This window comes from Bradyrhizobium sp. CCBAU 25360, from assembly GCF_028128695.1.
In the GTDB taxonomy this organism is placed as follows: domain Bacteria; phylum Pseudomonadota; class Alphaproteobacteria; order Rhizobiales; family Xanthobacteraceae; genus Bradyrhizobium; species Bradyrhizobium ottawaense.
The window spans coordinates 103896-128156 of record NZ_LBJA01000040.1 but is presented as its reverse complement, the minus strand read 5'-3'; the positions used below and the strand labels follow the sequence as shown (position 1 = coordinate 128156).

22 protein-coding genes are annotated in these 24261 nt (G+C 64.8%); 8 read left to right on the top strand and 14 right to left on the bottom strand.

Annotation, left to right across the window (positions count from 1 at the left end):
• The 7 genes from XH81_RS20080 to rpsT all read right to left on the bottom strand — a co-directional run bounded on the left by XH81_RS20080 (window position 1) and on the right by rpsT (window position 9277).
• The gene (locus XH81_RS20080) at window positions 1-2157 is read right to left on the bottom strand and encodes a hypothetical protein (RefSeq protein ID WP_028139544.1); all 2157 of its coding nucleotides are present in this window, start codon (window positions 2155-2157) and stop codon (window positions 1-3) included.
• A 157-nt stretch (window positions 2158-2314) separates the two neighbouring features.
• On the bottom strand, window positions 2315-3058 hold the full coding sequence (locus XH81_RS20075) for a hypothetical protein (protein ID WP_028139545.1): 744 nt from the start codon (window positions 3056-3058) through the stop codon (window positions 2315-2317).
• Window positions 3059-3177: 119 nt separating this feature from the next.
• Window positions 3178-4314, bottom strand: a complete 1137-nt coding sequence (recF, locus tag XH81_RS20070) for a DNA replication/repair protein RecF (RefSeq protein ID WP_028139546.1) — start codon at window positions 4312-4314, stop codon at window positions 3178-3180.
• An 88-nt stretch (window positions 4315-4402) separates the two neighbouring features.
• A complete protein-coding gene (locus XH81_RS20065) occupies window positions 4403-4768 on the bottom strand; it encodes an endonuclease domain-containing protein (protein WP_028139547.1) in 366 nt (121 codons plus the stop codon).
• Between the two features lie 210 nt (window positions 4769-4978).
• Complete coding sequence (dnaN, locus tag XH81_RS20060) at window positions 4979-6097, bottom strand: DNA polymerase III subunit beta (RefSeq protein ID WP_018319464.1); 1119 nt, start codon at window positions 6095-6097, stop codon at window positions 4979-4981.
• A 260-nt stretch (window positions 6098-6357) separates the two neighbouring features.
• Window positions 6358-7767 carry a chromosomal replication initiator protein DnaA gene (gene dnaA / locus XH81_RS20055; protein WP_028139548.1) on the bottom strand — a complete coding sequence of 470 codons (1410 nt, stop codon included), beginning with the start codon at window positions 7765-7767 and terminating at the stop codon, window positions 6358-6360.
• 1243 nt (window positions 7768-9010) lie between these two features.
• Window positions 9011-9277, bottom strand: a complete 267-nt coding sequence (rpsT, locus tag XH81_RS20050) for a 30S ribosomal protein S20 (protein WP_018319466.1) — start codon at window positions 9275-9277, stop codon at window positions 9011-9013.
• Window positions 9278-9655: 378 nt separating this feature from the next.
• Between rpsT and XH81_RS20045 the strand changes: the two genes are divergently transcribed.
• The 3 genes from XH81_RS20045 (at window position 9656) to XH81_RS20035 (ending at window position 11669) form a co-directional block, all read left to right on the top strand.
• Window positions 9656-9973, top strand: a complete 318-nt coding sequence (locus XH81_RS20045; protein WP_028139549.1) for a hypothetical protein — start codon at window positions 9656-9658, stop codon at window positions 9971-9973.
• Window positions 9974-10124: 151 nt separating this feature from the next.
• Window positions 10125-10781, top strand: a complete 657-nt coding sequence (gene msrA, locus XH81_RS20040) for a peptide-methionine (S)-S-oxide reductase MsrA (RefSeq protein ID WP_028139550.1) — start codon at window positions 10125-10127, stop codon at window positions 10779-10781.
• 153 nt (window positions 10782-10934) lie between these two features.
• Entirely contained in the window at window positions 10935-11669 is a 735-nt protein-coding gene (locus XH81_RS20035) for a polysaccharide biosynthesis/export family protein (RefSeq protein ID WP_028139551.1), read from the top strand.
• A 1-nt stretch (window position 11670) separates the two neighbouring features.
• Here XH81_RS20035 and XH81_RS20030 read toward each other — a convergent pair whose 3' ends face one another.
• The 4 genes from XH81_RS20030 to XH81_RS20015 all read right to left on the bottom strand — a co-directional run bounded on the left by XH81_RS20030 (window position 11671) and on the right by XH81_RS20015 (window position 14424).
• On the bottom strand, window positions 11671-12153 hold the full coding sequence (locus tag XH81_RS20030) for a hypothetical protein (RefSeq protein WP_028139552.1): 483 nt from the start codon (window positions 12151-12153) through the stop codon (window positions 11671-11673).
• A 227-nt stretch (window positions 12154-12380) separates the two neighbouring features.
• Window positions 12381-13052: a dienelactone hydrolase family protein gene (locus XH81_RS20025; RefSeq protein WP_028139553.1), complete on the bottom strand. Its 672-nt coding sequence runs from the start codon at window positions 13050-13052 to the stop codon at window positions 12381-12383.
• A gap of 243 nt (window positions 13053-13295) precedes the next feature.
• On the bottom strand, window positions 13296-13634 hold the full coding sequence (locus XH81_RS20020; RefSeq protein ID WP_028139554.1) for a hypothetical protein: 339 nt from the start codon (window positions 13632-13634) through the stop codon (window positions 13296-13298).
• Between the two features lie 25 nt (window positions 13635-13659).
• Complete coding sequence (locus tag XH81_RS20015; RefSeq protein WP_028139555.1) at window positions 13660-14424, bottom strand: alpha/beta fold hydrolase; 765 nt, start codon at window positions 14422-14424, stop codon at window positions 13660-13662.
• A gap of 367 nt (window positions 14425-14791) precedes the next feature.
• On the opposite strand from XH81_RS20015, the gene XH81_RS20010 reads away from it, so the two are divergent.
• From XH81_RS20010 to XH81_RS20000, 3 genes are all read left to right on the top strand, one after another.
• Window positions 14792-15283 carry a (2Fe-2S)-binding protein gene (locus XH81_RS20010; RefSeq protein ID WP_028139556.1) on the top strand — a complete coding sequence of 164 codons (492 nt, stop codon included), beginning with the start codon at window positions 14792-14794 and terminating at the stop codon, window positions 15281-15283.
• The gene (locus XH81_RS20005) at window positions 15280-17574 is read left to right on the top strand and encodes a xanthine dehydrogenase family protein molybdopterin-binding subunit (protein ID WP_271596344.1); all 2295 of its coding nucleotides are present in this window, start codon (window positions 15280-15282) and stop codon (window positions 17572-17574) included. Before XH81_RS20010 ends, XH81_RS20005 begins: the two co-directional genes overlap by 4 nt.
• Window positions 17575-17948: 374 nt before the next feature.
• The gene (locus XH81_RS20000; RefSeq protein WP_028139558.1) at window positions 17949-19043 is read left to right on the top strand and encodes an HD-GYP domain-containing protein; all 1095 of its coding nucleotides are present in this window, start codon (window positions 17949-17951) and stop codon (window positions 19041-19043) included.
• 108 nt (window positions 19044-19151) lie between these two features.
• On the opposite strand, the gene XH81_RS19995 is transcribed toward XH81_RS20000, so the two are convergent.
• Window positions 19152-20732 carry an AMP-binding protein gene (locus XH81_RS19995; RefSeq protein WP_028139559.1) on the bottom strand — a complete coding sequence of 527 codons (1581 nt, stop codon included), beginning with the start codon at window positions 20730-20732 and terminating at the stop codon, window positions 19152-19154.
• Between the two features lie 237 nt (window positions 20733-20969).
• Window positions 20970-21380 (bottom strand): VOC family protein, encoded by a 411-nt coding sequence (locus tag XH81_RS19990; protein WP_028139560.1) that lies wholly within the window; start codon window positions 21378-21380, stop codon window positions 20970-20972.
• A 125-nt stretch (window positions 21381-21505) separates the two neighbouring features.
• On the opposite strand from XH81_RS19990, the gene XH81_RS19985 reads away from it, so the two are divergent.
• Window positions 21506-22480 carry a Bug family tripartite tricarboxylate transporter substrate binding protein gene (locus tag XH81_RS19985; protein ID WP_028139561.1) on the top strand — a complete coding sequence of 325 codons (975 nt, stop codon included), beginning with the start codon at window positions 21506-21508 and terminating at the stop codon, window positions 22478-22480.
• A 149-nt stretch (window positions 22481-22629) separates the two neighbouring features.
• Window positions 22630-22908 carry a DUF3551 domain-containing protein gene (locus tag XH81_RS19980; protein WP_028139562.1) on the top strand — a complete coding sequence of 93 codons (279 nt, stop codon included), beginning with the start codon at window positions 22630-22632 and terminating at the stop codon, window positions 22906-22908.
• Window positions 22909-22963: 55 nt separating this feature from the next.
• On the opposite strand, the gene XH81_RS19975 is transcribed toward XH81_RS19980, so the two are convergent.
• On the bottom strand, window positions 22964-24211 hold the full coding sequence (locus tag XH81_RS19975; RefSeq protein WP_028139563.1) for a S1C family serine protease: 1248 nt from the start codon (window positions 24209-24211) through the stop codon (window positions 22964-22966).
• Between the last annotated feature and the right edge of the window lie 50 nt (window positions 24212-24261).

Sequence of the window (24261 nt, the reverse complement as noted above, 5' to 3'; positions counted from 1 at the left end):
TCAGTACATCTGCAGCGGCAGCACGTCGCCGCTCGGCCCCACCAGGAGGCCCCAGGCGTCGCCGGCGGCGACGGTGAGGGTCTCGGTGTGGGCCGGGCGCCCGGGCATGCGCAGGGCGTACTGGTAGGTGCCCGGCAGCAGGTCGAGCATCGGGCCTTTCGGCGATTGCGGACCGCCGGCGCCGGCCGCGATCTTCACCGTCTGCTTGTTGATTGTCAGCGAGGCTTCCTTCGTCCCGATATTGCCGAGCATCAGCCTGGCCTGGCCGGGCTTCGGCATGATGTCGGCCTTCACAGCGGCATCCGGATTCTTCTGCGCCAGGCTGACCGTGGTCTCGCCTTTGGCGCGGCCGAGCTTGAGCACGGCCGGGCCTTGCGGCGAGGTGAAGTCGATCTGTGCGCGTTCGGCGGACACGGTCGCGCCGTCGGCCTTTTCCTGCCAGCCGAGCTTGGAAAGCTCGGCCCGGTAGAAGGCCAGGACATCGCCGAGCGGGGCCGCGATGCTGGCTGCCAGCTCGCGGCGGAACGGCATCTCGCTCCCCGGCATTTTGGTGGTGGCGAGCGAGGTCGACGACCGCTGCGTCGGCACGGGGAGCTGGGATTCAGGGTCGGGCTTGAGCGGCTCGGAGGATTTGGCCTGCACTTCGGCGGCGGCCGTCGGCTTCGCGGCGGCCATCACCAGCCCCGATCCGTCGGCGCGGACATTCACCTTCGGGCCCATCTGCATCACGGTCATCGAGATCGACTTGCCGCTCTTGGAGAATTCCATCATCGCCATGTTGGGCTGGTTGATGACGGAGGGTTGCTCCTTCCAGCCGGCGGGCTTGAGTGACGCGCGATAGAACGCGGTGAGCGCCTTGACGCTCGAGGTGGAGGAGAATTCGAGATGGCCGTCATTGCCTTCGAACTTCACGCCCTCGGCGGTCTCGGGCAGCGGCACCGGCGTCTTGCTGTCGGCGAGCGCATTCAGCGGCGTATCCGACAGGGCGGCCGCCTGCGTCTTGCGCCTGGCCTCATCGGCGGCAATGAGCTGCTGAGCCGCCCCCAAAGCATCGCCGAGGAACCTTGCGTCCGCCTCCTTCTTCGCCTTGGCGCGGGCCGCAAGTGCGGAGTCCCTCACCTGCGCGGTCAGACTGATCATCGTGAAATCATATTTGCGGCCGAGCCGCAGCACGCCGGTTTCCTCCGCCGATGAGACATTGATCGCGATCTCGTCGCCGGGCGCGAGCGGCGCGTTGCCGTCTTCCCGCCAGCCGCGCGCGGCGAGCTCGCGGTGATAGAAGGCGAGCACTGCGGGCAGCTCGGCCATCGCGGCGGCCGACATCTCGCGCTTGTTGGAGCTCGCGCTGCCAAGACCCCTTGCAGATTTGGTCAGCTTCGGCCGCGGCAGGCCGGCCATGTCATCGTCGGCCTCGAGCTCCTGGGGCAGCGCGAACGGCGCCACCCGGATGTCGACATTGGTGCGGCCGTCGTCGCGTCGTGTCAGGGTCAGCATCACTGGCTTCTGGTAGATGTGCGTCGCGTCGCGATCGGGGTGATCGTAAAAGACGCGCACGCCGTTCGGGACGGTCCCGTCAAGATCGGCGTTCGGCCAGCGCGAGGACGTTTCAGGCGTGAGCTTGCGCCAGCCGATCGCCGCCATTTCCTTCGCAAAGAACTCCGAGGTCGCATCGAACGCGCCGGGCGCGATGCAGCCGAGATAGGGTCGGGTCTCGTCGAACGCGAGATCGGTCGCGCCGTCCGGGAACGGCACGTTCGCATAGATCCGGTTCGGCGTGTAGAACACGGCGGATTGGTCGGAGCGCCCGCGCGCCTGTGTGAAGGAGACGCGCAGCCCCAGCCGACCCTTCTTGAAGGTCAGCGCGGCACTCTTCTCGTCCAGCGGATACACATAGGGCACCCAGCCGTCGGCCCTCAGCAGCTTCTTCGTGGCGTCCGACGTGGCGGCAAGCGCGGTCGGCACAGTGTAGATGACGCGATAGGTGTCGGGGTGCGAAGTATCCTCCACCGCGCCGTCCAGCCGCGGCAGCGTATGGACGTCGACGAAGCTTTCGTCTGCCGCGTCCGCGGGATACGACGTGCTCGCCATCGCGAGAACGCCGCAGGCAAGCAGCAGCCATCTTGCCGGGACTTGCGCCCCAAGCGGGATCATCGGCATCGTCAAACTCCTGGGTGTTGCGCGGGCCGTCGCCCTGCGCATGGGCAGACTGCGACACCTCGGCGCGCGGCCTCAGACGAGAAGTCGCGATGGGAACCGGAGAGGTTCAACGGACGGCGTACGAGCGGCGTCACGGGCCTGATCAGGCAGGCATGGCTCAATACAGCTGGAGCGGCGGCCAGGCGTCGCCGTCGCGCCCGATCGTGAGCTCCCAGGTATCGCCGGCGGTAAGGGTGAGGACGTTCGTGGTGGCTGAATGGTCCGGTACGGTCAGTTCGTAGGAATACTTGCCGGGCGCCAGATCCAGCGACACGGCATTGGCGCCGGCGGCGCGTTTGACGGTTCGTGCGTTGATCGTGAGCGCCGCGTCCCTCCCGCTGATATTGCTGAACACCAGCTTGGCCTGGCCGGGTTCGGGCATGATATTGGCCCGAATCGCCGCATCGGCGTTCTTCTGCACGAGATGGATCGAGGTGCTGCTGTCCTTGCGGGCGAGCTGGAGTGCGGCCGGCCCCAGCGGGGAGGCGAAAGCGAGCTGGGCGTGATCGGTTGCGATCACCGCGCCATCAGGCTGTTCCTGCCAGCCAAGCTTTCCGAGCTCCGTGCGATAGAAGCTGAGGACGTCGCCGAGCTCTGCGGGCACGGTGGTTTCGAGCCTGGTGCGGAGCGGGGCTTCGACGCCGGGCATCACCGTGGTGTGGGTGCCTCGATAGAGGTAGCGGGTCGGCGCGGGCAGCCGCGCATCGGGATCCGGCGCGAGCGCGACTGAGAACAGTGGCGACAAATTCGATACCCAGGCGCCGGCGCTTGCGGCGAGCAGGCAGCTCGCGAAAAGAGCGAGGCCGCACGCAAGAAGTTGCCATCGCGCAGGAGCTCTTGCCCCGTGCCTTACCGTCGTCATGCCTACGCTCCAAGCATCGCGCGTGTGGGAAATACCGCGCGATTGCACAACGGCGGCACCGTCGGCGCCGCTTCAGACAGCTAGTCGCTGATGGAACAGAGCGGGTTCAACCCGGAGGCCTAGCGTCGCGACGAGACCTGTCCGCTCTCGACGTCGAAGACTTCGCCTCCAGCGCCGATCTCGGCGAAGGCCGCCGGGTCCGCGCCGGTCAGCCACACCTGCGCGCCGAGCTTGCGCAGCTCGTCGAACAGCGCGGCGCGGCGGTTCGGATCGAGATGGGCGACGACCTCGTCGAGCAGCAGCAGCGGCACGATGCCGGTCATCTCGGCGACCAGGCTCGCATGCGCGAGCACGAGGCCGATCAGCAGCGCCTTCTGCTCGCCCGTGGACGCATCACGCGCGGGCATGCTTTTCGGCGCATAGATCACCTGCAGATCGGTGAGATGCGGGCCGTCGGTGGTGCGGCCGGCGATGGCATCGCGCGGCCGGTTGTCGCGCAGGATCTGGCGGTAGCGGTCCTCGACCGACGTCGCCGTCTCGGTCAGCAGCGCGTTCTCCATCCAGCCGTCGAGCGCGATCTGCGCCGAGGGAAAGGCGGAGGCCTGCGCGCGCGCATTCAGCATGCCGGTGAGCCTTGCCGCGGTCTGGCCGCGCGTTGCCGCGACCGCGACCGCAAGCTCCGCGGTTTCGCGCTCGATCGCGTCGCACCAATGGTCGTCGTAATTGCGGGTTTCGAGCAGGCGGTTGCGCGAGCGCAGCGACCGTTCCAGCGCGTTGATGCGGCTGGAATGCTCGTTGTCGATCGCCAGCACCAGGCGGTCGAAGAAGCGCCGCCGTTCCGAGCCTGCGCCCATGAACAGCCCGTCCATCGCCGGCGTCAGCCACACCATGCGGATATGGTCGCCGAAGGCCGTCGCGGACCCAACCGGCTCGCGGTCGATGCGGCAGCGCCGGCTTACGGCGGCGTCAGAGCGCGGTGCATCAATGCCAGTGCCGAGCGTGGCCAGCCCCAGCGCGCCCTCGACCTGCGCGGAGACGGCCCAGGATCCGTCGCCCTGGTTGTCGGCGACGTCTTCCAGCGTCGCCCGCCGCAAGCCCCGGCCCGGCGACAGAAACGAGATCGCCTCGATGCAATTGGTCTTGCCCGCCCCGTTCGGCCCGACCAGCGCCACCATGTCAGCCGCCGTCTCGAGCCCCGCCGCCCGATAATTGCGAAAATGCGTCAGCGTCAGGCGATGAATGCGGGAGGGGGTCATCAGTTATTCGTTCTGGCGCGATTCTTCCCCTCTCCCCTTGTGGGAGAGGGTGGCGCCTCACGCAGTGAGGCGACGGGTGAGGGGTATCTTACCGCCCGGCAAGCTTTGCAAGGATATCCTCCAATACAGAAGCGGGCTGCTGTAGCACGTCGTTGTTCCAGTAGCGCAATGTCCAAAACCCTTCGGCAGCAAGCGTCGCCTCACGCGTCGCGTCTCGCTGCGATTCCGAGTGTTGGCTTCCGTCGATCTCGATCACGAGGCGCTTCTCGAAGCAGACGAAATCGAGAATGTAGTTTTTGAACGGTACCTGTCGGCGAAACTTGAAAGTGGAGAGCCGACGATCCCTCAGCAAGCGCCACATTGCGGTTTCAGCATCGGTTGGTTCGTGCCGCATGTTCTTCGCGAATTGGCGGAGACGCTTGGCGACTGGCCGATGGGATGGCTCCTGCGGCACGAACCCCTCACCCGACTGAGTGTGTATCCGCCAGCGGAGATGCCCTCTCCCACAAGGGGAGAGGGCACAACAATGTGCGTCGCGCTTGTGGCGACAGGGAAGGCTGTAGCTTCACCCTCTCCCCTTGTGGGAGAGGGTGGCTTCGCGCAGCGAATCCGGGCGAGGGGTTGTCTCCGCGTACAAGGTATCCCGAGAGGAGGAGCACGTCCCTCACACCCGCATCGGCATCAGCACGTACAATGCGCTTTTGTCGTCGCGGTCTTGGACCAGGGTGGGCGAGCCCGGATCGGCAAGCCTGAGCGTTGCGACGTCGCCTTCGATCTGGGCTGCGATGTCGAGCAAATAGCGGGAGTTGAAGCCGATATCGAGGGCGTCGGAGGCGTATTCGACCTCGAGCTCTTCGGTCGCGCTGCCGGAATCCGGATTGGTCACCGACAGCACCAGCTTGCCCGGCGACAGCGACAGCTTCACCGCCCGGCCGCGCTCGCTGGAGATCGTCGAGACGCGGTCGACCGCGTTCTCAAAGTCCTTCTTGTCGACGACGAGCTCTTTGTCGTTGCCCTGCGGGATGACGCGGCCGTAGTCGGGGAAGGTGCCGTCGATCAGTTTCGAGGTCAGCACGACGTTCCCGATCGTAAAGCGGATTTTTGCCTGCGACAGCTCGATCGTCATCTCGGCGTCGGTATCCTCGATCAGGCGCTGCACCTCGCCGACGGTCTTGCGCGGCACGATCACGCCGGGCATGCCCTCGGCGCCCTTCGGCTGCACCAAATCGAGCTGGGCGAGGCGGTGGCCATCGGTGGCGACGCCGCGTAAGGTAGCGGCCTTGGGCGTGCCGGCGGCGTGCAGGTAGATGCCGTTGAGATAATAGCGGGTCTCCTCGGTGGAGATCGCGAACTGGGTGCGGTCGATCAGCCGCTTGACGTCCTTGGCGGCGAGCGAGAAGGAGTGCGACATGTCGCCGGCGGCCAGATCCGGGAAATCATTCTCCGGCAGGGTCTGCAGCGTGAAGCGCGAGCGGCCGGCGCGGATCGCCAGCACCGCGCGGTCGCCGTCGGCTTCCAGCACGATCTGCGAGCCGTCGGGCAGCTTGCGCACGATGTCGTAGAACATGTGCGCTGGCACGGTGGTGGAGCCCGCGGTCGCGGTTTCCGCCGGCAGCGTCTCCGTCACCTCGAGATCGAGGTCGGTTGCCTTCAGCGACAATTTGGCGTTTTCGGCCCGGACCAGCACGTTGCCGAGGATCGGAATCGTGTTGCGGCGCTCGACCACGCGGTGGACGTGGCCCAGTGACTTCAGGAGTTGCGCGCGTTCGACCGTAACCTTCATTGCACTACTCGCCCGATCCCCAAAATGAAGACGCCGGGCGGTCGAAAAGCCCCGCCGCGGCACCGATGACCCCGGCAGGTCAGGGCCATCCAACCGATATGACCAAAGCCGCCAGGGTCGCGCAAGGTGGCTCGGATGGCCCCCGGATTCAAGGGATCGGGGGCCAGTTCCGCACGATTCCCACGATTTACCGCCCAAATGAAAACCGCCGCCCAGGCATGGCCGGGGCGGCGGGAGAATGGCAGGAGTGCCTTAGGCGTTTATTCCTGAAGCTGGCGCTTCAGCGACTCCACTTCCTCGGACAGCGCGGTGTCCTTGGAGACCAGGGCCTCGATCTTGCGCACGGCGTGCAGCACCGTGGTGTGGTCGCGCCCGCCGAAGCGGCGGCCGATCTCGGGGAGCGAGCGCAGGGTCAGCGTCTTGGCGAGATACATCGCCACCTGGCGCGGGCGCACCACGTTGGCGGTGCGGCGCGAGGAGAGCAGGTCGGAGCGGCTGACATTATACTGCCGCGCCACCACGCGCTGGATGTCCTCGATCTTGATCCGCTTGGGCTCCTGCGGCCGGACCAGGTCGCGCACCTCGTGCTCCGCCATCTCCAGCGTCACCGGCCGGTTGTTGAGCTTCGAGTGCGCCAGCAGGCGGTTGATCGCGCCTTCGAGGTCGCGGCCGTTATGGGTGATGGTGCGCGCCAGATAATGCAGCACCTCCTCCGGTACCTCGAAGGTCGCATGATGGGCGCGGGCCGCGGCGACGCGCGACTTGAGGATGCCGTGACGCAGCTCTTCGCCGAGCGAGCCCATCTCGACCACGAGGCCGCCGGCGAGCCGCGAGCGGACGCGGTCATCGAGGCTTTCGAGATCGGACGGCGGCCGGTCGGCGGCGATCACGACCTGGCGGCCGGCATCGATCAGCGCGTTCAGCGTGTGACAGAACTCGGCCTGGGTCGACTTGCCCTGCAGGAACTGCAGATCGTCGATCACCAGCACGTCGATGCCGCGTAGCGCTTCCTTGAAGGCCAGCGCCGTCTGCGTCTTCAGCGCGGCGACGAAGCCGTACATGAATTTCTCTGCCGTCAGGTACAGCACCTTGCGCTCGTTACCGGAATTGCCGGCCCAGGTCACCGCCTGGAGCAGATGCGTCTTGCCGAGGCCGACGCCGGCATGGATGTAGAGCGGGTTGAACATCACGGGGTCGCCGCGGCGACCTTCGGCGACCTGACGCGCGGCTGCATGCGCCAGCGTGTTGGAACGGCCGACGACGAAGCTCGCGAAAGTCAGGCGCGGATCGAGCGGCGAGCCGCCGAGCGCATCGTGATTGGCCGACACCGGCGCGGTCGCGGTCGAGCGCAGCTCCGGTGTGGGCGTGCGTCGCGTCTCGACCGGCGCGGGGGCTTCCTTCGGCTGTATCACCGGGCGCACGGCCGAACGCACCGTGAGGTCGATGCGATGCACTTCGGGCATCTCGGCCTGCCAGCACGACAACACGCGCTCGGCATAGTGAGCCTGAATCCAGCTCTTCAGGAACCGGGTCGGCACCGAGAGGCGCACGCTCTCGTCCTGCACGCCTTCCAGATCCATGCGCGCAAACCAGCTCGTGTAAACGTCTTCGCCGACGGTCGAGCGCAGCCGACCCTTCACGCGTGACCAGCGATCCTGTTCCATTGTCATCGTCAAAAAACTTCTCTTGAGAGATAAGGTTGCGTTGTGAGCGCCATGCAGGGGTTCCCTGGTCATGGCGCGACCTCAAGCGAGTCCATCGTCAGGCATAGCTCGACCGTTCGGCGCAAACGCCGCGGGTCAGATCAGCGATGTCGGAGATGGAGAGTTCGCGAGGTCAGCGCGTACTCGACGCGCCCTCGCACGTGGGAGGCTGAACGCTGGACGGATCGGAGACGGCATCGTTGAACGATGGAACTTGTGTCAATACCGCGTTGAATCCGTAGGCCATGATACCTCCCCGTCCTGCCGTGATCGCTCACGACAAGGTCCTGCTTCTGAAGACACCCGCGACGAAAAATCGCTGATGCCCTGCCCGTCTGCACTGTTCGTCCGCTCGGCTTCGCCATCGCTCGTGTCGGGGTAACTTTGCGATGTCCGTGCGTCTCGCGCGATCGGGATACGCAAGATCCCGCTTGGAGACATTCAGACAAAGAGATACCATTCCCATATTGCTATGGGTTTTTGATCCGACATTCGCTTTTTGAAGCGTCGCCTACGTGCACACCGCCGCCGATTTGCACGCTCGCCCCGTTTCCTAAACCGCGCTGGTCTGAAGATCGTGGGCGCCGCTGACGACTTAAGGAATACACTATGCGGAAAGACTCGCAACGAAATTGATTCACACTTGAGGCGTCAAAAAACTTGACCTCGGTTAACGCCGCGCGGGAGTTGTTCACAGGCTCGGAAGCAAGTTTTTGGATTCGTGCACAGAATCGAGAATGCCGGGCATCATGTGACAATTCTCCGTCACTGCTAAAAAAATTTTTACAAATTCGTCACGCGCCGGACGTGTCGGCGAATTTTCCAAATGCTTGCGGTCGCTATGTCGATAAGTGATTAGCGAGACATCGCTTTTTGAGTCTCGTTTCACAGGGTAACTCCATAGCCACGCGCGTTCCGGTGAATCTACGGTGTGCAGAACTCCTGCGTGCGCGAATTCATCTTAGCCCCGCAGCACAGGGGTTTTTGCAACGCGGTGAAAGTTTCCACTGTTGCAAGACATCGGCAGGTAGAACTACGGAACGAAGAATAGCGCAGGCGGTGCAAACCTTCCGATCGAAGATCGACTGTGGCGTGACCGGTTGAGTGAATATGACTGGCAACAAAAAAGCCCGGCGCGATGCCGGGCTGTTTGACGCGTGCGATGTTCGATCGGATCGGCCGACCGATTGGTTCGCCGTTACCTGGCTCGTTACTTGGCGAGCTTGGCGATCTGCGCGGTGAGGCGCGAGACTTTGCGGCTGGCGTTGTTCTTGTGAATGATGTTGCGCTGGGCGGCGCGCATCAAGGCGGGCTCGGCATTCGCCAGCGCCTTCACGGCAGCGGCGCGGTCGCCGGTCGCGATGGCTTCTTCGACGTTACGCACGGCACCGCGCATCTGGGTGCGGCGCGACTTGTTGACGGCGGTGCGGCGGGCGATCTTGCGCGTCGCTTTCTTGGCGGAAGTGGTATTGGCCATGGTCTCAATATCCTTTGCGGGTACCGGTCGCGTCTTGGTCGGGTAGCGCCGGCTTGCTTGACCGCGGAATCGACGCTCGGATTTAGGGTGTTCGGTTGCTGGGCTGTCCCCGGAACATGAGGCCGCAAAGAGCTCTAAGCCCAAGGAGCCTGCAACTGCTCAAAGAACAGCGGCGGCAGGATTGCGCCCGCCGCCAGTTGGCGCCCTTATAGAGAGGGTCTTCGGCACCGTCAACGCTTTCCAGGCTGGAAAAGCGGCCCCCGGGGCGCTCCAGGGGCGTCGTAACGCCCTGAAGAGGTTGAATTTCTGCCGTCTCCCGGCTATTGGCTGGCGGCGTTTTGTCGGCTCCTCCGATCGGACGACCATATAAGGTGAGGCATGATCCGCGGTTTTTTCCGACTGATTGGGCTGTTGCTGCTCGCTGGCGGGTTCATCTTCATGGTCTATGACGGCGCCCGCTGGGTGGCCGACCAGACCCTCAAATTCACCCGGTTCGGCCAGTTCTGGAACGACATCAATCAGGCCAGCCAATCGGCATTCCGCACCTGGGTCGAGGCCAAGGCGCCCTGGCTCTGGACCTCGGTGATCCGCCTGCTGCTGGATCAGCCGGTGTTCGCCGTCCTCGGCATTCTCGGCATCCTGCTGATGATCCTGTTCCGGCCGCGGAAACCGCTGATCGGCTATTCCCGGGATTGATCCTCAATTCCCGGGATTGAGCGCTCGCGAGGCGTTCGGCGTAACAAGGCCGCTCTCGCCAGCGTAGATCCCTATATTCCCACCTGATCGCGAGCACGCCGCCTGAGCATCTGGCTCGGGCGACGGACGGCTCGTCTGCGGAGATCCAATCATGCTGTTCATGCGCAAGACCACCGCATTGCCGAGCGCAACTGAAGCGCTGCCTGGCCGTGCGCAAGCCATTCCGACCGCGACCACCCATTTCGTCAACGGCAGCAAGCTCAAGCCGCCTTATCCCGCTGGCCTCGAGCAGGCCGTGTTCGGGCTCGGCTGCTTCTGGGGCGCCGAGCGCAAGTTCTGGCAGCTCGGCGATGGCATCTACACCACCGCCGTCGGCTATGCCGGCGGCCATACGCCGAACCCGACCTATGAAGAGACCTGCTCGGGACGAACCGGTCACACCGAAGTGGTGCTGGTCGTGTTCGATCCGAACAAGCTGTCTTACGAGAAGCTCCTGCAGACGTTCTGGGAGAGCCACAACCCGACGCAGGGCATGCGTCAGGGCAACGATGTCGGCACGCAATATCGTAGCGCGATCTACACCTATTCCGATGCGCAGAAGAAGGCGGCCGACGAGTCGAAGGCGCTCTATCAGAAGGCGCTTGCTGCAAAAGGCCTCGGTGCCATCACCACCGAAATCGCGCCATCAGGCGAATTCTATTTCGCTGAGGACTACCATCAGCAATATCTGGCGAAGAATCCCGCCGGCTATTGCGGCTTAGGGGGCACCGGCGTGTCCTGCCCGATCGGCGTCGGCGTGAGCGCGTAGGTCCCACCAGAAGTTCGTCATGCCCGGGACAAGCCCGGGCATGACGGAGTGTGCGGCAGCTATCGCGCCCGCAAAGCACCCCGCCCCGCTCAACGCTTTATTAACCATAACCGGTGCATCACTTAAGCCGTCTCGTTTCGAGGGATTGGTCCGGTGCCGGTTGCACGCGCGTTTCGATGGTCGATCTTGGCAGCGTCCCTGGCAGCGTCCGCCGCGCTGACCCTTGGCGGCTGCATGCAGACCGCCGGCCCCGTCGCGGTGATGCAGCCGCGCGCCGATCTCGATTCCATGGCCTATGGCCAGCCCTACAGTGCGCCGCAGCCGGTTGTCGTCGCTGATGGCGGCGGCGCCATCGGCGCGCTGCGTAATTCCTTTGCCTCTTCGCCCGCACCGATGCCGGTCGGCTACGCCGCGCCGATGCGCTATGACGCTTCCTACCATCTCGACGCCGGCGACAAGCTCCGCGTCGTGGTCTACGGCCAGGAAGGTCTCACCAACAGCTATGCCATCGACGCCGGCGGATCCATCACCATGCCGCTGATCGGTGCAGTGCCGGCCCGCGGCCGCACCACGGCGGGCCTTGCCGGCGAGATCGCCGCGCGCCTGCGCAACGGTTACATCCGCGAGCCCTCGGTCGCGGTCGAGATCGAGGCCTATCGCCCGTTCTTCATTCTCGGCGAAGTCACGGCGCCCGGCCAATATCCTTACGTGCCGAACATGACGGTCGAGAGTGCGGTCGCAATCGCCGGCGGTTTCTCGCCCCGCGCCAAGCGCGACGTGGTCACCATCACGCACACCGAGAACGGCGGCTCCATGCGCGCCGTGGTGCCGCTCGGCACCCCCTTGAACCCCGGCGACACCGTGTTCGTCGGCGAGCGCTGGTTCTAGCTCACCGCCTGAAATCCAGCCGCCCGTCAGGAAAACATCCATCGATCCTGTTAGCGTCGATGACGCGTCCGACCCATGGCCGTGTGATCGCCGGCGTGGTCAGGTTGACATATTTTCCGACCAGCCGATCCGCGCCCTCGCGTGCGGCCTCGATCAGCCCGTGCCGGCGGCCATTGTCCCAGTCGAAGCGCAGATAGATACGGCTGCCCGTGATGCGCACTTCCGCGCGCCCTTGTTTCCACGTCTCCGCCGTGTCGCCGGCGATGGTCGGATCGGCGCCGCCGTTCCAGCGGCTCGCCCAGATGCCTTCGAGCGGATCGGATGGCGCTGCGATCGCTGCCCACGCCGGCGCATTGCCGTCCGCGGCACCGCCAGGCAGCGTGGCCGTCGCGGCATAAGCCATCACTTCGTAATCATCGGGTGAGGGGGCATCCATGGTTCCGAACGGATTGCGGATGACGAGGTGCGTGATGGCTTGCGGCATGGCGATCTCCCGGCGTGAGTTGGCTCGATTGGCCAGCTCTATCGCCGGGCGGCAGGATGCAGCCACCCGATTCCTGCTTTGAGATGGCGCAACTCTCTCCTCTTGTCATTCCGGGGCGCGCGATAGCGCGAGCCCGGAATCCATCGCGCCACCATCGCTGACGCCCGATGGATTCCGGGTTCGACGCTGACGCGTCGCCCCGGAATGACAGACGAAAGAGACGCGCCCTATTTCAAATGCTTCGCGAAAAAGTCCATGCTGCGCGGCCAAGCGATGTCGGCGCTGGCCTTGTCGTAGCTCGCGCGCTCGTCGCAATGGAAGCCGTGCTGGGCGCCCGGATAGACGAACACCTCCACGTCCGGCCGCTTCGACTTGATGGTCTCGACGTCGGTCAGGGGGATGCCCGCATCCTTCTCGCCGAAATGCAGTTGCGTCGGCACCTTCGGCGTCTCGTCGGCGAAGCGCACGACCGCGCCGCCGTAATAACCGATCGCAGCCTTCAGTCCCGACAGCCGCGTCGCCGCGACAAAGGCGATGCTGCCCCCCAGGCAAAAGCCGATGATGCCCACCGGGCCCACGCTCTTCACCGCATCGATCGCGGCCTGGGTGTCGCGCAGCATCGCCGCCCAATCGGGGCTGGCGACGAACTTGCGGGCTTCGGCGATCTCATCGGGCGAATAGCCCGACTGGAAGCCCGGCGTGGTGCGGTCGAAGATCGACGGCGCGATCGCCACATAGCCTTCCCCGGCGAGGCGGTCGCAGACCGAGCGGATGTGGTAATTGACGCCAAAGATCTCCTGGATCACCACCACCGCGCCCTTCGGCGTACCACGGGGATCGGCGCGATAGGCGCCAAACTGGAAATTGTCGGAGGCCGTCAGCTTGATGTCGTGTCCCACGCGGGTTGTCCTTCTTGGTTGGTCGTCGATAGGGAAATTCGCTCGTTCCACAATCTCGTCATGCCCGGGCATAGCCGTCTGAAGGACGGCCGCTTCGCTCGCCTATGTCCCGGGCATCCACGTTCTTGGTGCCGCACGGAAGATCGTGGATGGCCGGGACAAGCCCGGCCATGACGAAGCCGAAACTTCAGCGTAAAGCTCCGCTCATCATGCGCCGTGGTCTGAGGCCGTGAGCGGCAACACCTACTCCCACATCCAGTTCTCGCCGTAATCCTCCTTCCACCCTGCCAGCCGTCCATGACGGAATTGCAGGAACAGGCGGTGGCGGTAGGGGATCAAGCCGCTGCCGCCGATGTTGCGCAGCGCGAGATAGATCTCGTTGCCGGGACGCCCGCGCACATATTGCAGCGGCTGCCCGAGGGCGCGGGCGGTTTGCTCGGCATCCATGCCGAAGGCGAGCGGCGTATTGTTCGACAAGGTCGTGACGAAGGGCTGGCGCGGCGGCACAGTGCCGAAGGGTTCGGCGTGCGCTGCCGACAACAGGGCCGCTGTTGCGCCCGCCGCGAAGATCGCTCGCATCATGGTCTTGCGTCCCTGATTGTCCGGCCTATGCCGGCAAGTTCTTCAGGAAAGGCTCGACCGCGTCAACAAAAGCCTTGGGTTGATCGATGTTGACGGCGTGGCCGGCCGCGTTGATCACGACCTTTTGTGCGCCGGGGATTTTTGCCGCCATGTAATCGGACGCGGCGAGGAACGGCGTGTCGTCGGCGCCGACCACGATCAGGCAGGGCACCCTGATGTCGGGCAGCAACTCGATCACGCGCGCATCCCGCTGGGTCAGCATGCCGCGCGCGGCGAGCGCCAATCCCCTGGCGTTGCGGTGGCTCGCGGTAGCGCGCTCGCGGGTGGCCGATTTCAGCATGTCGAGACCTTCGCGATCGAGCTTGTCGGCGGTGCCGAGTGCCCGCGCGTTCCAGGCATCGCGGGCGTCGTCCTTCTTGAAGCCGGGCCCCGTGTCGATGATCAGCAGCGCACGGGCGGCTTGCGGATAGGTGCGATAGAACGCGAGCGACATGTAGCCGCCGAGCGAGAGACCACCGATGATCGCGCGCTCAGCGCCGACAGCGTTGAGGATCGCCGCCATGTCGCCGACCGTCAGAGTTTCACTATAGGCGTTGGGATCATCGGGATAATCGGACTGGCCGTGGCCGCGCATGTCCCACAGCACGAGCTTGTGGTCCCTCGCGAGCGCATCGACCTGCCCGTGCCACATTGCCGACGTCGAGGAATAGCCGTGGGTGAGCAGCAGCGGCGGACCGTCGCCGTGAACTTCGTAGTAGATATTGACGCCGTCGCGATCGATCCTTGGCATTGCTTCCGCCCCTTTTCTTTTTGTTCTAGCCGCAATCTCAGTGTTTCACTCTCCCCCTCCAGGGGAGGGTAAGGTTCGCGGTTGGCTGCATTCTACTTCGCCAAGTTACCTGGAAGAAACTGCCTGAACGCGATGGCAAGCATGTCTGACGCACGCGCTGTTGTGTCCAGTGGCTGCGTCGGCGCCGTTGGCGCGGCGCACAACGAGCAAGTGCAGAGGCGGCTTTTTTCGACTCGTTCCAAATTGCATTTGCCACGGCACGCGAACCCGATCATTCTCGCCGCCAAGGCTGACGCCAGCCCGGTGGGCGTCCGCTATTCAAGTTGCCGCCGTAAGCGGCTTCATGCACCGGCAGGGGAAGACGCCTATGCCAACACTCACCATCAACGGGCGGAGTATGTCCGTGGATGCGGCGAACGACACGCCGCTCCTCTGGGCGATCCGCGAGCAATTGCAGATGACCGGCACCAAGTTCGGCTGCGGTGCCGGGCTGTGCGGGGCCTGCACCGTGCACGTCAACGGCGAAGCCGTACGCTCGTGTCAGACCATGGTCGGCGATGTCGCCGGCAAGAAGATCACCACCATCGAAGGCCTTTCCGCCAAGGGCGATCATCCCTTGCAGAAGGCGTGGGTCGCCGAGCAGGTGCCGCAATGCGGGTACTGCCAGTCCGGGCAGATCATGCAGGCAGCTTCCCTGCTGTCGAAGAATCCCAATCCGACCAAGGAAGAAGTCGTGGCGCATATGGACGGCAACCTCTGCCGCTGCATGACCTATTCGCGGATCCAGAAGGCGATCATGCGAGCCGCATCCGAGATGCGCACCGCGTCCGCCTCCGGCAACGAACGGAGGCCCACATGAATAAGCACGTCAAGAACGTCACCCCCGCGACGACCGATCTCAGCCGCCGCTCCTTCCTCGTCGGCACCGCCGCAAGCGGCCTCGTGCTCGGCTATGCCGGCGTGCCCGGCATCGATTCCGCGTCGGCTGCGGCTCCCGCCAATTTCGAGCCGAGCGTCTGGTATGCGATCTCGCCGGATGGTCTCGTCACCGTGACCTGCGGCAAGGCCGACATGGGCCAGCACATCGCCTCCACCATGGCGCAGATCGTCTGCGAGGAGTTGGGCGCGAAATGGAGCGACATGCGCGTCGCGCTCGCCTCCAACGATCCGAAGTTCAACGATCCCGTGCTCGGCGCACAGATCACCGGCGGCAGCTGGTCGACCATGATGAACTTCGAGGCGATGAGCCGGGCGGGTGCGGCCGGTCGCTTTGCGTTGACGGAGGCCGCCGCTGCAGCCATGGGGCTGCCGCCCTACTTCAAGGACCAGCTGGTGGTGCGCGATTCCATCGTCTCGCATCCGAAGTCGAGGAAGCAGATGTCGTTTGCCGACATCGTCAAGAGCGGCAAGGCGACCAAGACCTTCACGCCGGACGAGCTGAAGGCGATCAAGCTGAAGACGCCGGACCAATACACCATGATCGGCGTGTCGGTGCCGCAGCTCGACATCCCCTCCAAGACCAATGGCACGGCCAAGTACGGCATCGACGTGATGCTGCCGGGCATGGCCTACGGCAAGGTGGTGACCCCGCCGGTACGCTTCGGCGCGACGGTGAAGTCGGTCGACGACAGCGATGCCAAGAAGGTGCCCGGCTTCATGAAAGCCGTCATCCTCGACGACAAGACCGGAACCACCTCCGGCTGGGTCGTCGCGGTGGCGAGCACCTACGCCAACGCGCGCAAGGCGGCGGATGCGCTGAAGATCGCCTATGACGGCGGTCCGAACGCAAAACTGTCGAGCCAGTCGCTGCTGGACGAGGCCAAGCGGCTTCAGGGCCTGGAGGATTCCGGCCAGTTCTTCGTCAAGGACGGCGATCCGAACGCGGCCTTCGGTTCGGCGGCCAAGGTGGTGGAGGCGGAGTACACCACCAGCATCAACATCCATGCGCCGCTGGAGCCGATGAACGCCACTGCGGAGTTCAAGGGCGACATCCTGCACATCTATTCCGGCAACCAGTTCGCGACGCGCTCCGGCGCGATCGCTGCGGGTGCGGCCGGGATCGATCCGAAATTCGTCGTGATGCATCAGCATTGGCTGGGCGGCGGCTTTGGCCGCAGGCTCGATGCCGACATGATGATTCCGGCGGTGCAGGCGGCGAAGGCGGTCGGCAAGCCGGTCAAGGTGATCTACTCGCGCGAGAACGACATGACGATGGATTTCTCGCGTCCGCTCACCTATCAAAAGGTCAAGGCCGGCGTGGACGGCGACGGCAAGCTCGTCGCGCTCAGCCACGACGTGGTCTCGGCCTGGCCGACCGCGCGCTGGGGAATCCCCGATTTCCTGACGCCCTCGGTCGACAAGAAGGGTCCGCTCGACAGCTTCACGGTGAACGGCGCCGACTTCTTCTACACCGTGCCCAACCATTATGTGCGCGCGATCAAGAACGAGCTCGCGCACAACGCCACGCCGTCCGGCCAGCTCCGTTCGGTGGCGCCGGGCTGGACCTTCTGGGCGGTCGAAAGCATGATCGACGAGATCGCGACTGCCACGGGCAAGGATCCCGCGCAGTTCCGCATCTCGCTGCTCGACGGCGCCGGCAAGAACGACGGCGGCGCGCAGCGGCTGCGCAACACACTGCTCGCCGCGATGGGACTGTCGGGCTACGGCACCAGGCCATTGCCGAAAGGCGAGGGCATGGGGGTTGCCTGCGTCTCGTCGCAGGAGCGCGCGACCGCAAGCTGGACGGCGTGCGTCGCCCATGTCGCGGTGGCGCCGTCGGGCGCGGTCACCGTGAAGAAGCTCACGGTCGCAACCGACGTCGGCACGCAGGTGCATCCCGACAATATCCGTGCCCAGGTCGAGGGCGCGGCGCTGTGGGGCCTGTCGCTGGCGATGTACGAGAAGGCGACGCTGAAGGACGGTGGCATCGAGCAGACCAATTTCGATAGTTACACGCCCTTGCGCATGAGCCAGATGCCCGAGGTCGCGGTTACCGTGATCGCCAATGGCGAGAAGGCCACCGGCGTCGGCGAGCCCGCGGTCACGGTGGTCGCCCCCGCCATCGGCAACGCCATCTTCAACGCCTCAGGCGCCCGTGTGCGGGCACTGCCGATCACGGCGGAAGCCGTGAAGGCGAGCATGAAGGCGTAGGGCCGAGCGTGATTGCAGGATGAGACGATCCGCCGAAGGCCAACCTCCGGCGGATTTGTTTGTGGTGATCCGTATCCCCACAAGCCGTCATGCCCGGGCTCGTCCCGGGCATCCACGTTCTTCGTGCTCCGGGGCCAAAGGCCGTGGATGGCCGGGACGAGCCCGGCATGACGGTGAGAATTCCTCTCATCCATCAATGGCTTCCTACTGTGCATGGGGTTGTTTTCGCGATTTTTGAGTTCTCCCTCCTGGAACCCACATCCGTAAAATTGCGCCCAATTCCGCAAAGTTCCATTGAGCACGCCTCTTAAGGGCCGGAGAACCTGATCCGGCTTAGGCTGACGCCAAATCCAATCCCGTGCTTTGGGGAAGTCATGAACGCCTCAGCCAAAACCGCCGCCAAACGCCGGCTTCTGCTCGCCTCCGACCGGAGCGACGAGAGCACCGAGCTCGCCAGCATCCTGAAGGCGGTCGGCGATGTCTCGACGGTGACGACGCAGGGGATTCCCGAGCAGCCCTCGCGCGATCTCTCCGGCCTCGTGGTCGATATCAACCTGCGCTCGCCCGAAAGCGTGCAGCGCGTGCGCAACAAGCTGCGCGGCGATGCCTATCGTTCGATGCCGCGGCTGTTCGTGCTCGCCGATGCCCTGCATCACGGCACCATGCAGGCCTGGGCGCTGGGCGCCACCGACACGATCTCGCGGCCGCTCCAGGCGGACGCCATCCTTCAGCGCATCCGCGCAGCCTTCCCGGACACCGCCGCCTATGACGCGACCGACCGCGGCAAGACGCTCAACCGCGGCGTCGAGGCGGCGCACGCGGTGCTGGCGAAGATGTTCGAGAAGCTGCCGCTCGGCGTGCCCCTGACCTTCGACGACGTGATCGCCGCCGAGAGCAAGATCCTGAAGGCGATCAAGCATTCCTCGCTGCGCGAATGGCTCACCACGGTGGGCTGCCACCATGTCGGCAGCTACCGGCACTGCCTGTTCGTCACCGGCTTCGCCGTCTCCTTCGCGCAGCACCTCGGCATGCGCGAGGACGACCAGCGCCGCCTGACCCGCGCCGCGCTGCTGCACGATGTCGGCAAGGCCTTCGTTCCCTCCGCGCTGCTCGACAAGCCCGGCAAGCTCTCCGACGATGAGATGGCCGAGGTCCGCCAGCATCCGCGCCGCGGCTATGACGCGCTCGCAGCCCAAGGCGGGTTCCCGCCGGAGATGCTCGACGTCGTGCTGCATCACCACGAATTCCTCGACGGCTCAGGTTATCCGAACGGCCTGTCGTCGAACCAGATCAGCGACATCGTCCGTCTGACGACGATCGTCGACATCTACGCCGCGCTGGTCGAGAAACGCGCCTACCGCATGCCCTTCACGCATTCCCGTGCGTTCGGGATGATGGAAGGCATGGGCGGCAAGCTCGATCAGCAGCTGCTGCAGGCGTTCAGGCCCGTGGCGCTGGGGGCGTTTTAGGCGAGATGCCGTAGGGTGGGTTAGCCGAAGGCGTAACCCACCTCTTTGGTATCCGCAGAGACAGAAGTGGTGGGTTACGCTTCGCTAACCCACCCTACGGCACCGTCCTCACCCCACCATCTTCCGCAGTTCCGCCTTCGCCACCTTCTCCAGTGTCGAGCGCGGCATGTCGTCGACGAACCTGATCTCGCGCGGCAGCTTGAAGTCGGCGAGGCCTTTGCGGCAGGCTTCCATCACGCGCTCGTGCAGATCAGCCGCAGCACCGGCGACACCGCCTTGCGGGATGATGAAGACCACAGGCACTTCGTCCAGCATCGGATGCGACTTGGCCACGACAGCCGCCTCGCGCACGCCCGGCACCTGCGCGATCACCTGCTCGATCTCGGAGGCCGCGACGTTCTCGCCGCCGACCTTCAGCATGTCCTTGGCGCGGTCTCCGAACTTGATGAAGCCGTTTTCCAGTCGCTCGACGCGGTCGCCGGTGAGGAAGAAGCCGTGCGCGTCAAAACTCTCGCGCGTCGCATTCTCGTTGTGCAGATATTCGGCGAACAGCGACAGGCCGGGGATGCCCTTGATCGCGAGATTGCCGGTGTCGCCGACCTCGGTCGGCCGGCCGTCGTCGCCGGTGATGCGGATTTCATATTCCGGCGCGGCGCGGCCGATCGACATGGGTATGTTGGGCTGGTCGACTTCACCGACGATGCCGTGGGTGATGGTCTCGGTCATGCCCCACCAGCCGATCATCTTGACGCCGAAGGCGGCAAAGGCCGGCGGCTCGTTGATCGCGGTGCCCCACAGGCGGAATTTATGGTCTTTCGGGATCTCCTGCTCGAGCAGTGCCTTCATGCAGAACGGGATCGTCGAGGTCCAGGTCGAGCCATGCTCGCGCGCGACGCCCCAGAACCGGCTCGCGGAGAAGCGCGGCTGGATCACGCAGGTGGCGCCGACCCACAGCGTCGCCAGCATGGAGTAGGCGAGGGCATTGGTGTGGAACAGCGGCAGATAGGTCTGGTGCACGTCGCTGGCGTGCAGGTCCTCGTGCGCGGCGTTGATCTTCGCGCCCCACAGCGCGTTGGCGTGGGTCCACAGCACCGCCTTGGGGCGCGAGGTCGTGCCCGAGGTGTACTGCACGCTGCACGGCGCCAGCGGATCGGCTGCGCGCCTGGGGCGGTCGGCGCTGTCGGCGAACAGGGATTCAAAACTGTCGCCCCGCGAGACGCCTAGCGCCGGCGCCGCCCCCGCATCGTGCGAGGTCACCACCATCCAGCTTATGTTGCGGCAATTCTGCGCGACGATCTCCGCATAGGCCGGCTGCGTGATCGCGGCGACCGCGCCGCAATGATCGGCGAAATACGCGATCTCGGCCGGCGCCGAGCGCGTGTTGGTGGTGACCGCGATGGCCCCTAGCTCGACACAGGCAAACCAGGCCAGCAGCGCCTCGATGCAATTGTCGAGATGAATGAGCACATATTCGCCCGGCTTCACGCCGCGCCGTGCCAGCCCTGCCGCGAGCGCGCCGACCCGCTCGTGAAATTCGCCATAGCTCCAGCGCCGCGCCGGCGCATCGAACGGCGCCCAGATCAGGAACGGATGATCACGCCGGACCTCGGCACGCATCCTCAAGAGCCAGGGCACGTCGAGCCCGTCGAATGGGCCGACGATTCCGGCTGGGGTCTGTTGAAGCGACATGATTCCTCCCGTGCAGCCTGCATCTTGATGGCGGCTGCCTTTTGATGATTGCGTCTTCCTGCCACCGGACGGCGCGGCGAGAAGATCCGCGGGGACGCGGAAATGCACGCTCTCTCCCCGTCATTGCGAGCGCAGCGAAGCAATCCAGTCCGTCTCCGCGGGGGCAGTCTGGATTGCCTCGTCGCAAGAGGTCCTCGCAATGACGGTGTTTGGGGCGGGCAGCGAGCCCACCCTCTCTCAATCCTCGTACGACGAAATCTCGATCAGGCTGCCGTCCGGATCCCGGCAATAGACCGAGCGCAGCGTGCCGCGCGCGCCCTGCTTGGGAACCGGGCCTTCCTCGATCGCGACACCGTGTGCCTGCAAATGCGCCACCACCTCATTGGGCGTGGCGGAGGTGAGGAAGCAGAGATCCTCGCTTCCGGCGGTCTGATGGTCCGCGGTGAACCACTCCACCTTGTCGGCATCGCGCGGCCGGACGTTGATCTTCTGGTTACCAAAGACCAGCGAAGTCCGCGGCGCTTTGCCGCCGCCGGGGTCGAACACCTTGACTTCCATGCCGAGAATCTTGCCGTACCACTCCGCGGTGGCCGCGACGTCGGCGACGTTGATCACGAGATGATCGAGGGCTTCGACCTTGACGACCATGCCTTATCCTTTCGTCGCGATGCGCCCCGCCCACTTTGCGCCTGCGGCAAGCTTTGTTACAACCTCGCGGACGCCGGCTTCAAGCTATCTGGCTTCAAGAACAACACGTTGGGAGAACCCTTGAGATGATCACTCGCCGTACCGCGCTGGGCCTGCTCGCCGCCAGTCCGCTTGCAGCCACCCCGCTGTCGAAGGCCCTTGCCGCCGATTATCCGGCCCGCCCGGTGAAATGGGTGGTCGGCTATCCGCCGGGCGGGGCCACCGACATCCTGGCGCGGCTGATCGGCCAGCGCCTGTCGGAAAAGCTCGGCCAGCAATTCGTGATCGAGAACAAGCCGGGTGCCGGCAACAATATCGCCACCGAATCGGTCGTCAATGCCGAGCCCGACGGCTACACGCTGCAGCTGGTCAATCCGGCCAACTACATCAACGCCTCGCTCTACACCAATCTGAAGTTCAACTTCGTGCGCGACATCGCGCCGGTCGCCTCGTTCCAGCGCGTGCCGAACGTGATGACCGTCAACAAGGACGTGCCGGCCAAGAACGTCGCCGAGTTCATCGAATACGTGAAGGCCAATCCCGGCAAGGTCAACATGGCCTCGTCCGGCAACGGCACCTCGGTGCATCTGTCCGGCGAGATGTTCATGGCGATGACCGGCTGCAAGATGCAGCACGTGCCCTATCGCGGCGCGGCGCCCGCGATCACCGACATGCTCGCCGGCCAGGTGCAGGTGATCTTCGACAACATGCCCTCGATCATCCAGCACATCCGCTCCGGCTCGCTCCGCGCCATCGGCGTCACCACCACGGAACGCTCGCCGCAGCTGCCTGACGTGCAGCCGATCGCCGACACCGTCAAGGGCTATGAGGCCAGCGCACTGTTCGGCATGGGCGCGCCGAAGAACACGCCGAAGGAAATCATCGCCAAGCTCAACGCCGAGGTCAACGCGGTGATCAAGGAGCCCGACATGGCCAAGCGTCTGGTCGAGCTCGGCGGCGAGCCCCGGGCGCAGACGCCCGAGGCGTTCGGCGAGGAGATCAAGGCCGAGACCGAGAAGTGGAAGAAGGTCGTCGAGTTCGCCGGCCTGAAGGTCGAGTAGCGGTCTTGTGATCGTGAGGATAGGAGCCCTGCCGTCCGGCAGGGCTTTTTTCTTGCGTGCTTTGTTTCGTTGATCTGGAATAAAACGGCGCTGCGAAACCTGATAAGGGATGGCGCCGTATCTCGGGCCAGCTAGAGAGGAGTTGGATCATGCGCAAGACGCAATTGGTGCTGCTGACGTTCAGTGCGGCGGTCCTGGCCGGCTTCGCCACCGTCACGCCCGCGGCCGCGCGCGACTATCCATGGTGCGCCCAGGGCGGCGAATTTGATTATCCCGGCGAATGCACCTACAGCACCTATGAACAATGCCAGGCCAGCGTGTCCGGCCGGCTGCTGTATTGCGATCGCAATCCGCGTTTCGCCTACGGCCAAGGGCTGCCGGCGCAACCGCGGCCGCCGCGGCGCGTGCGGCCTGTTGCTCCGTATTGAGGATCGACTGACTTCGTAGCCGGATGTCGCTCCGTCCGGCTTACGGCTCGCGCCGCTATCGTTTCGCTTCCGCCTGCTCCGTCGCGTTGCACGAGATCAGCATCGTGTACGGCCGCGCGTTTCCGGCGATGTCGGTGGTCTTGAGTTCACCCTTCGGCTCGGCGGTCTGGTAAGGCACCACGGAATTGTCGAGGAAGTCGCGCAGCGCACCCGTCTTGATGGCGAAGTTGATATTCTCCGGAATGTTGCCGGTCGCGGCGGCGATGCGCAACGCCGGGATCTTTGCGGTGACCACGCCCACGATCTGACCGGTGGTGTCGAACAGCGGGCCGCCGCTATTGCCGGGCTGCACCGGCGCGCTGATCTGCAGAAAGCGCGTATCGTTGCGCATGCCGCTGAGCGAGCTCGCGATGCCGGTCGTCACGGTGAAGTCCGACGAGAGCAAGCCATGGAACGGAAAGCCGATGACGATGACGGAATCGCCGGAGCGGATCGAGCGGTCGCGAATCCGCGCAAAGTCCTTGAATGTCGTCGTCGATGGCGCCTGCAGGAGAGCGAGGTCGTTGCTTGCGTCGCTCGACACGACGCGCAGCACCATCGAGACCTCACCGGTGAGATTGCCCTTGATGTCGCCAACGCAGCCGTCGATCACATGGTGATTGGTGACGATGTGACCGTTCGCGCTCACCACGAAGCCGGTGCCGGTCTTGGCCCTGGCAACTTTACTGCCCGCCGGCGGTGATGGCTGCTTCTCCGCCGTGGCGGCCGGTTTGGCCGCCCCCTTGGTGAAGTCGCCGGCCTTGTCGAGCCCGTCGGCTTTCACCTTGCTCACGCAATTCGCCAATGCCGCGATCACCGGCCCGGTCGATGTCAGATCGAAATTCAGCACGGTGCGGCCGCTGGTTGCGACCATCAGGCTTGCCTTCTGAAATGTACGCACCACGTTGGCGGGCATGACCGCCGTGAGCATGTTCGGCTGATTGGCCGTGGCGAACAGCCTCGCCTGCTCCTGTCCGTCGAAGATGACGTCGATCGCGGCGTTCTCACCTTGCTTGAAGCGGTAGCTGGGACTCGCAAAGGCGAGCGACCAGGTGCCGACAGCGTTGTAGCCGACCACCAGGATAACGCCGTTGAGGTAAGGCGTCGTCGCGGCGCAATGGGAGAAGGCGCCGGTCTGGTCGTTGCTGAAGGCGCCGCCGATCCAATTGCCGACATTGACGCTGCCGAACGGGCCCGCCGCATTCGCGGCTCCGGCGATACCAATTTGCAATAAAGATCCGAGAATTAATGACTTAAGCCACATACCAGCCCCCGGGACGCTTTTGGACCGCATCTTATCTACGGGAGTAGGGG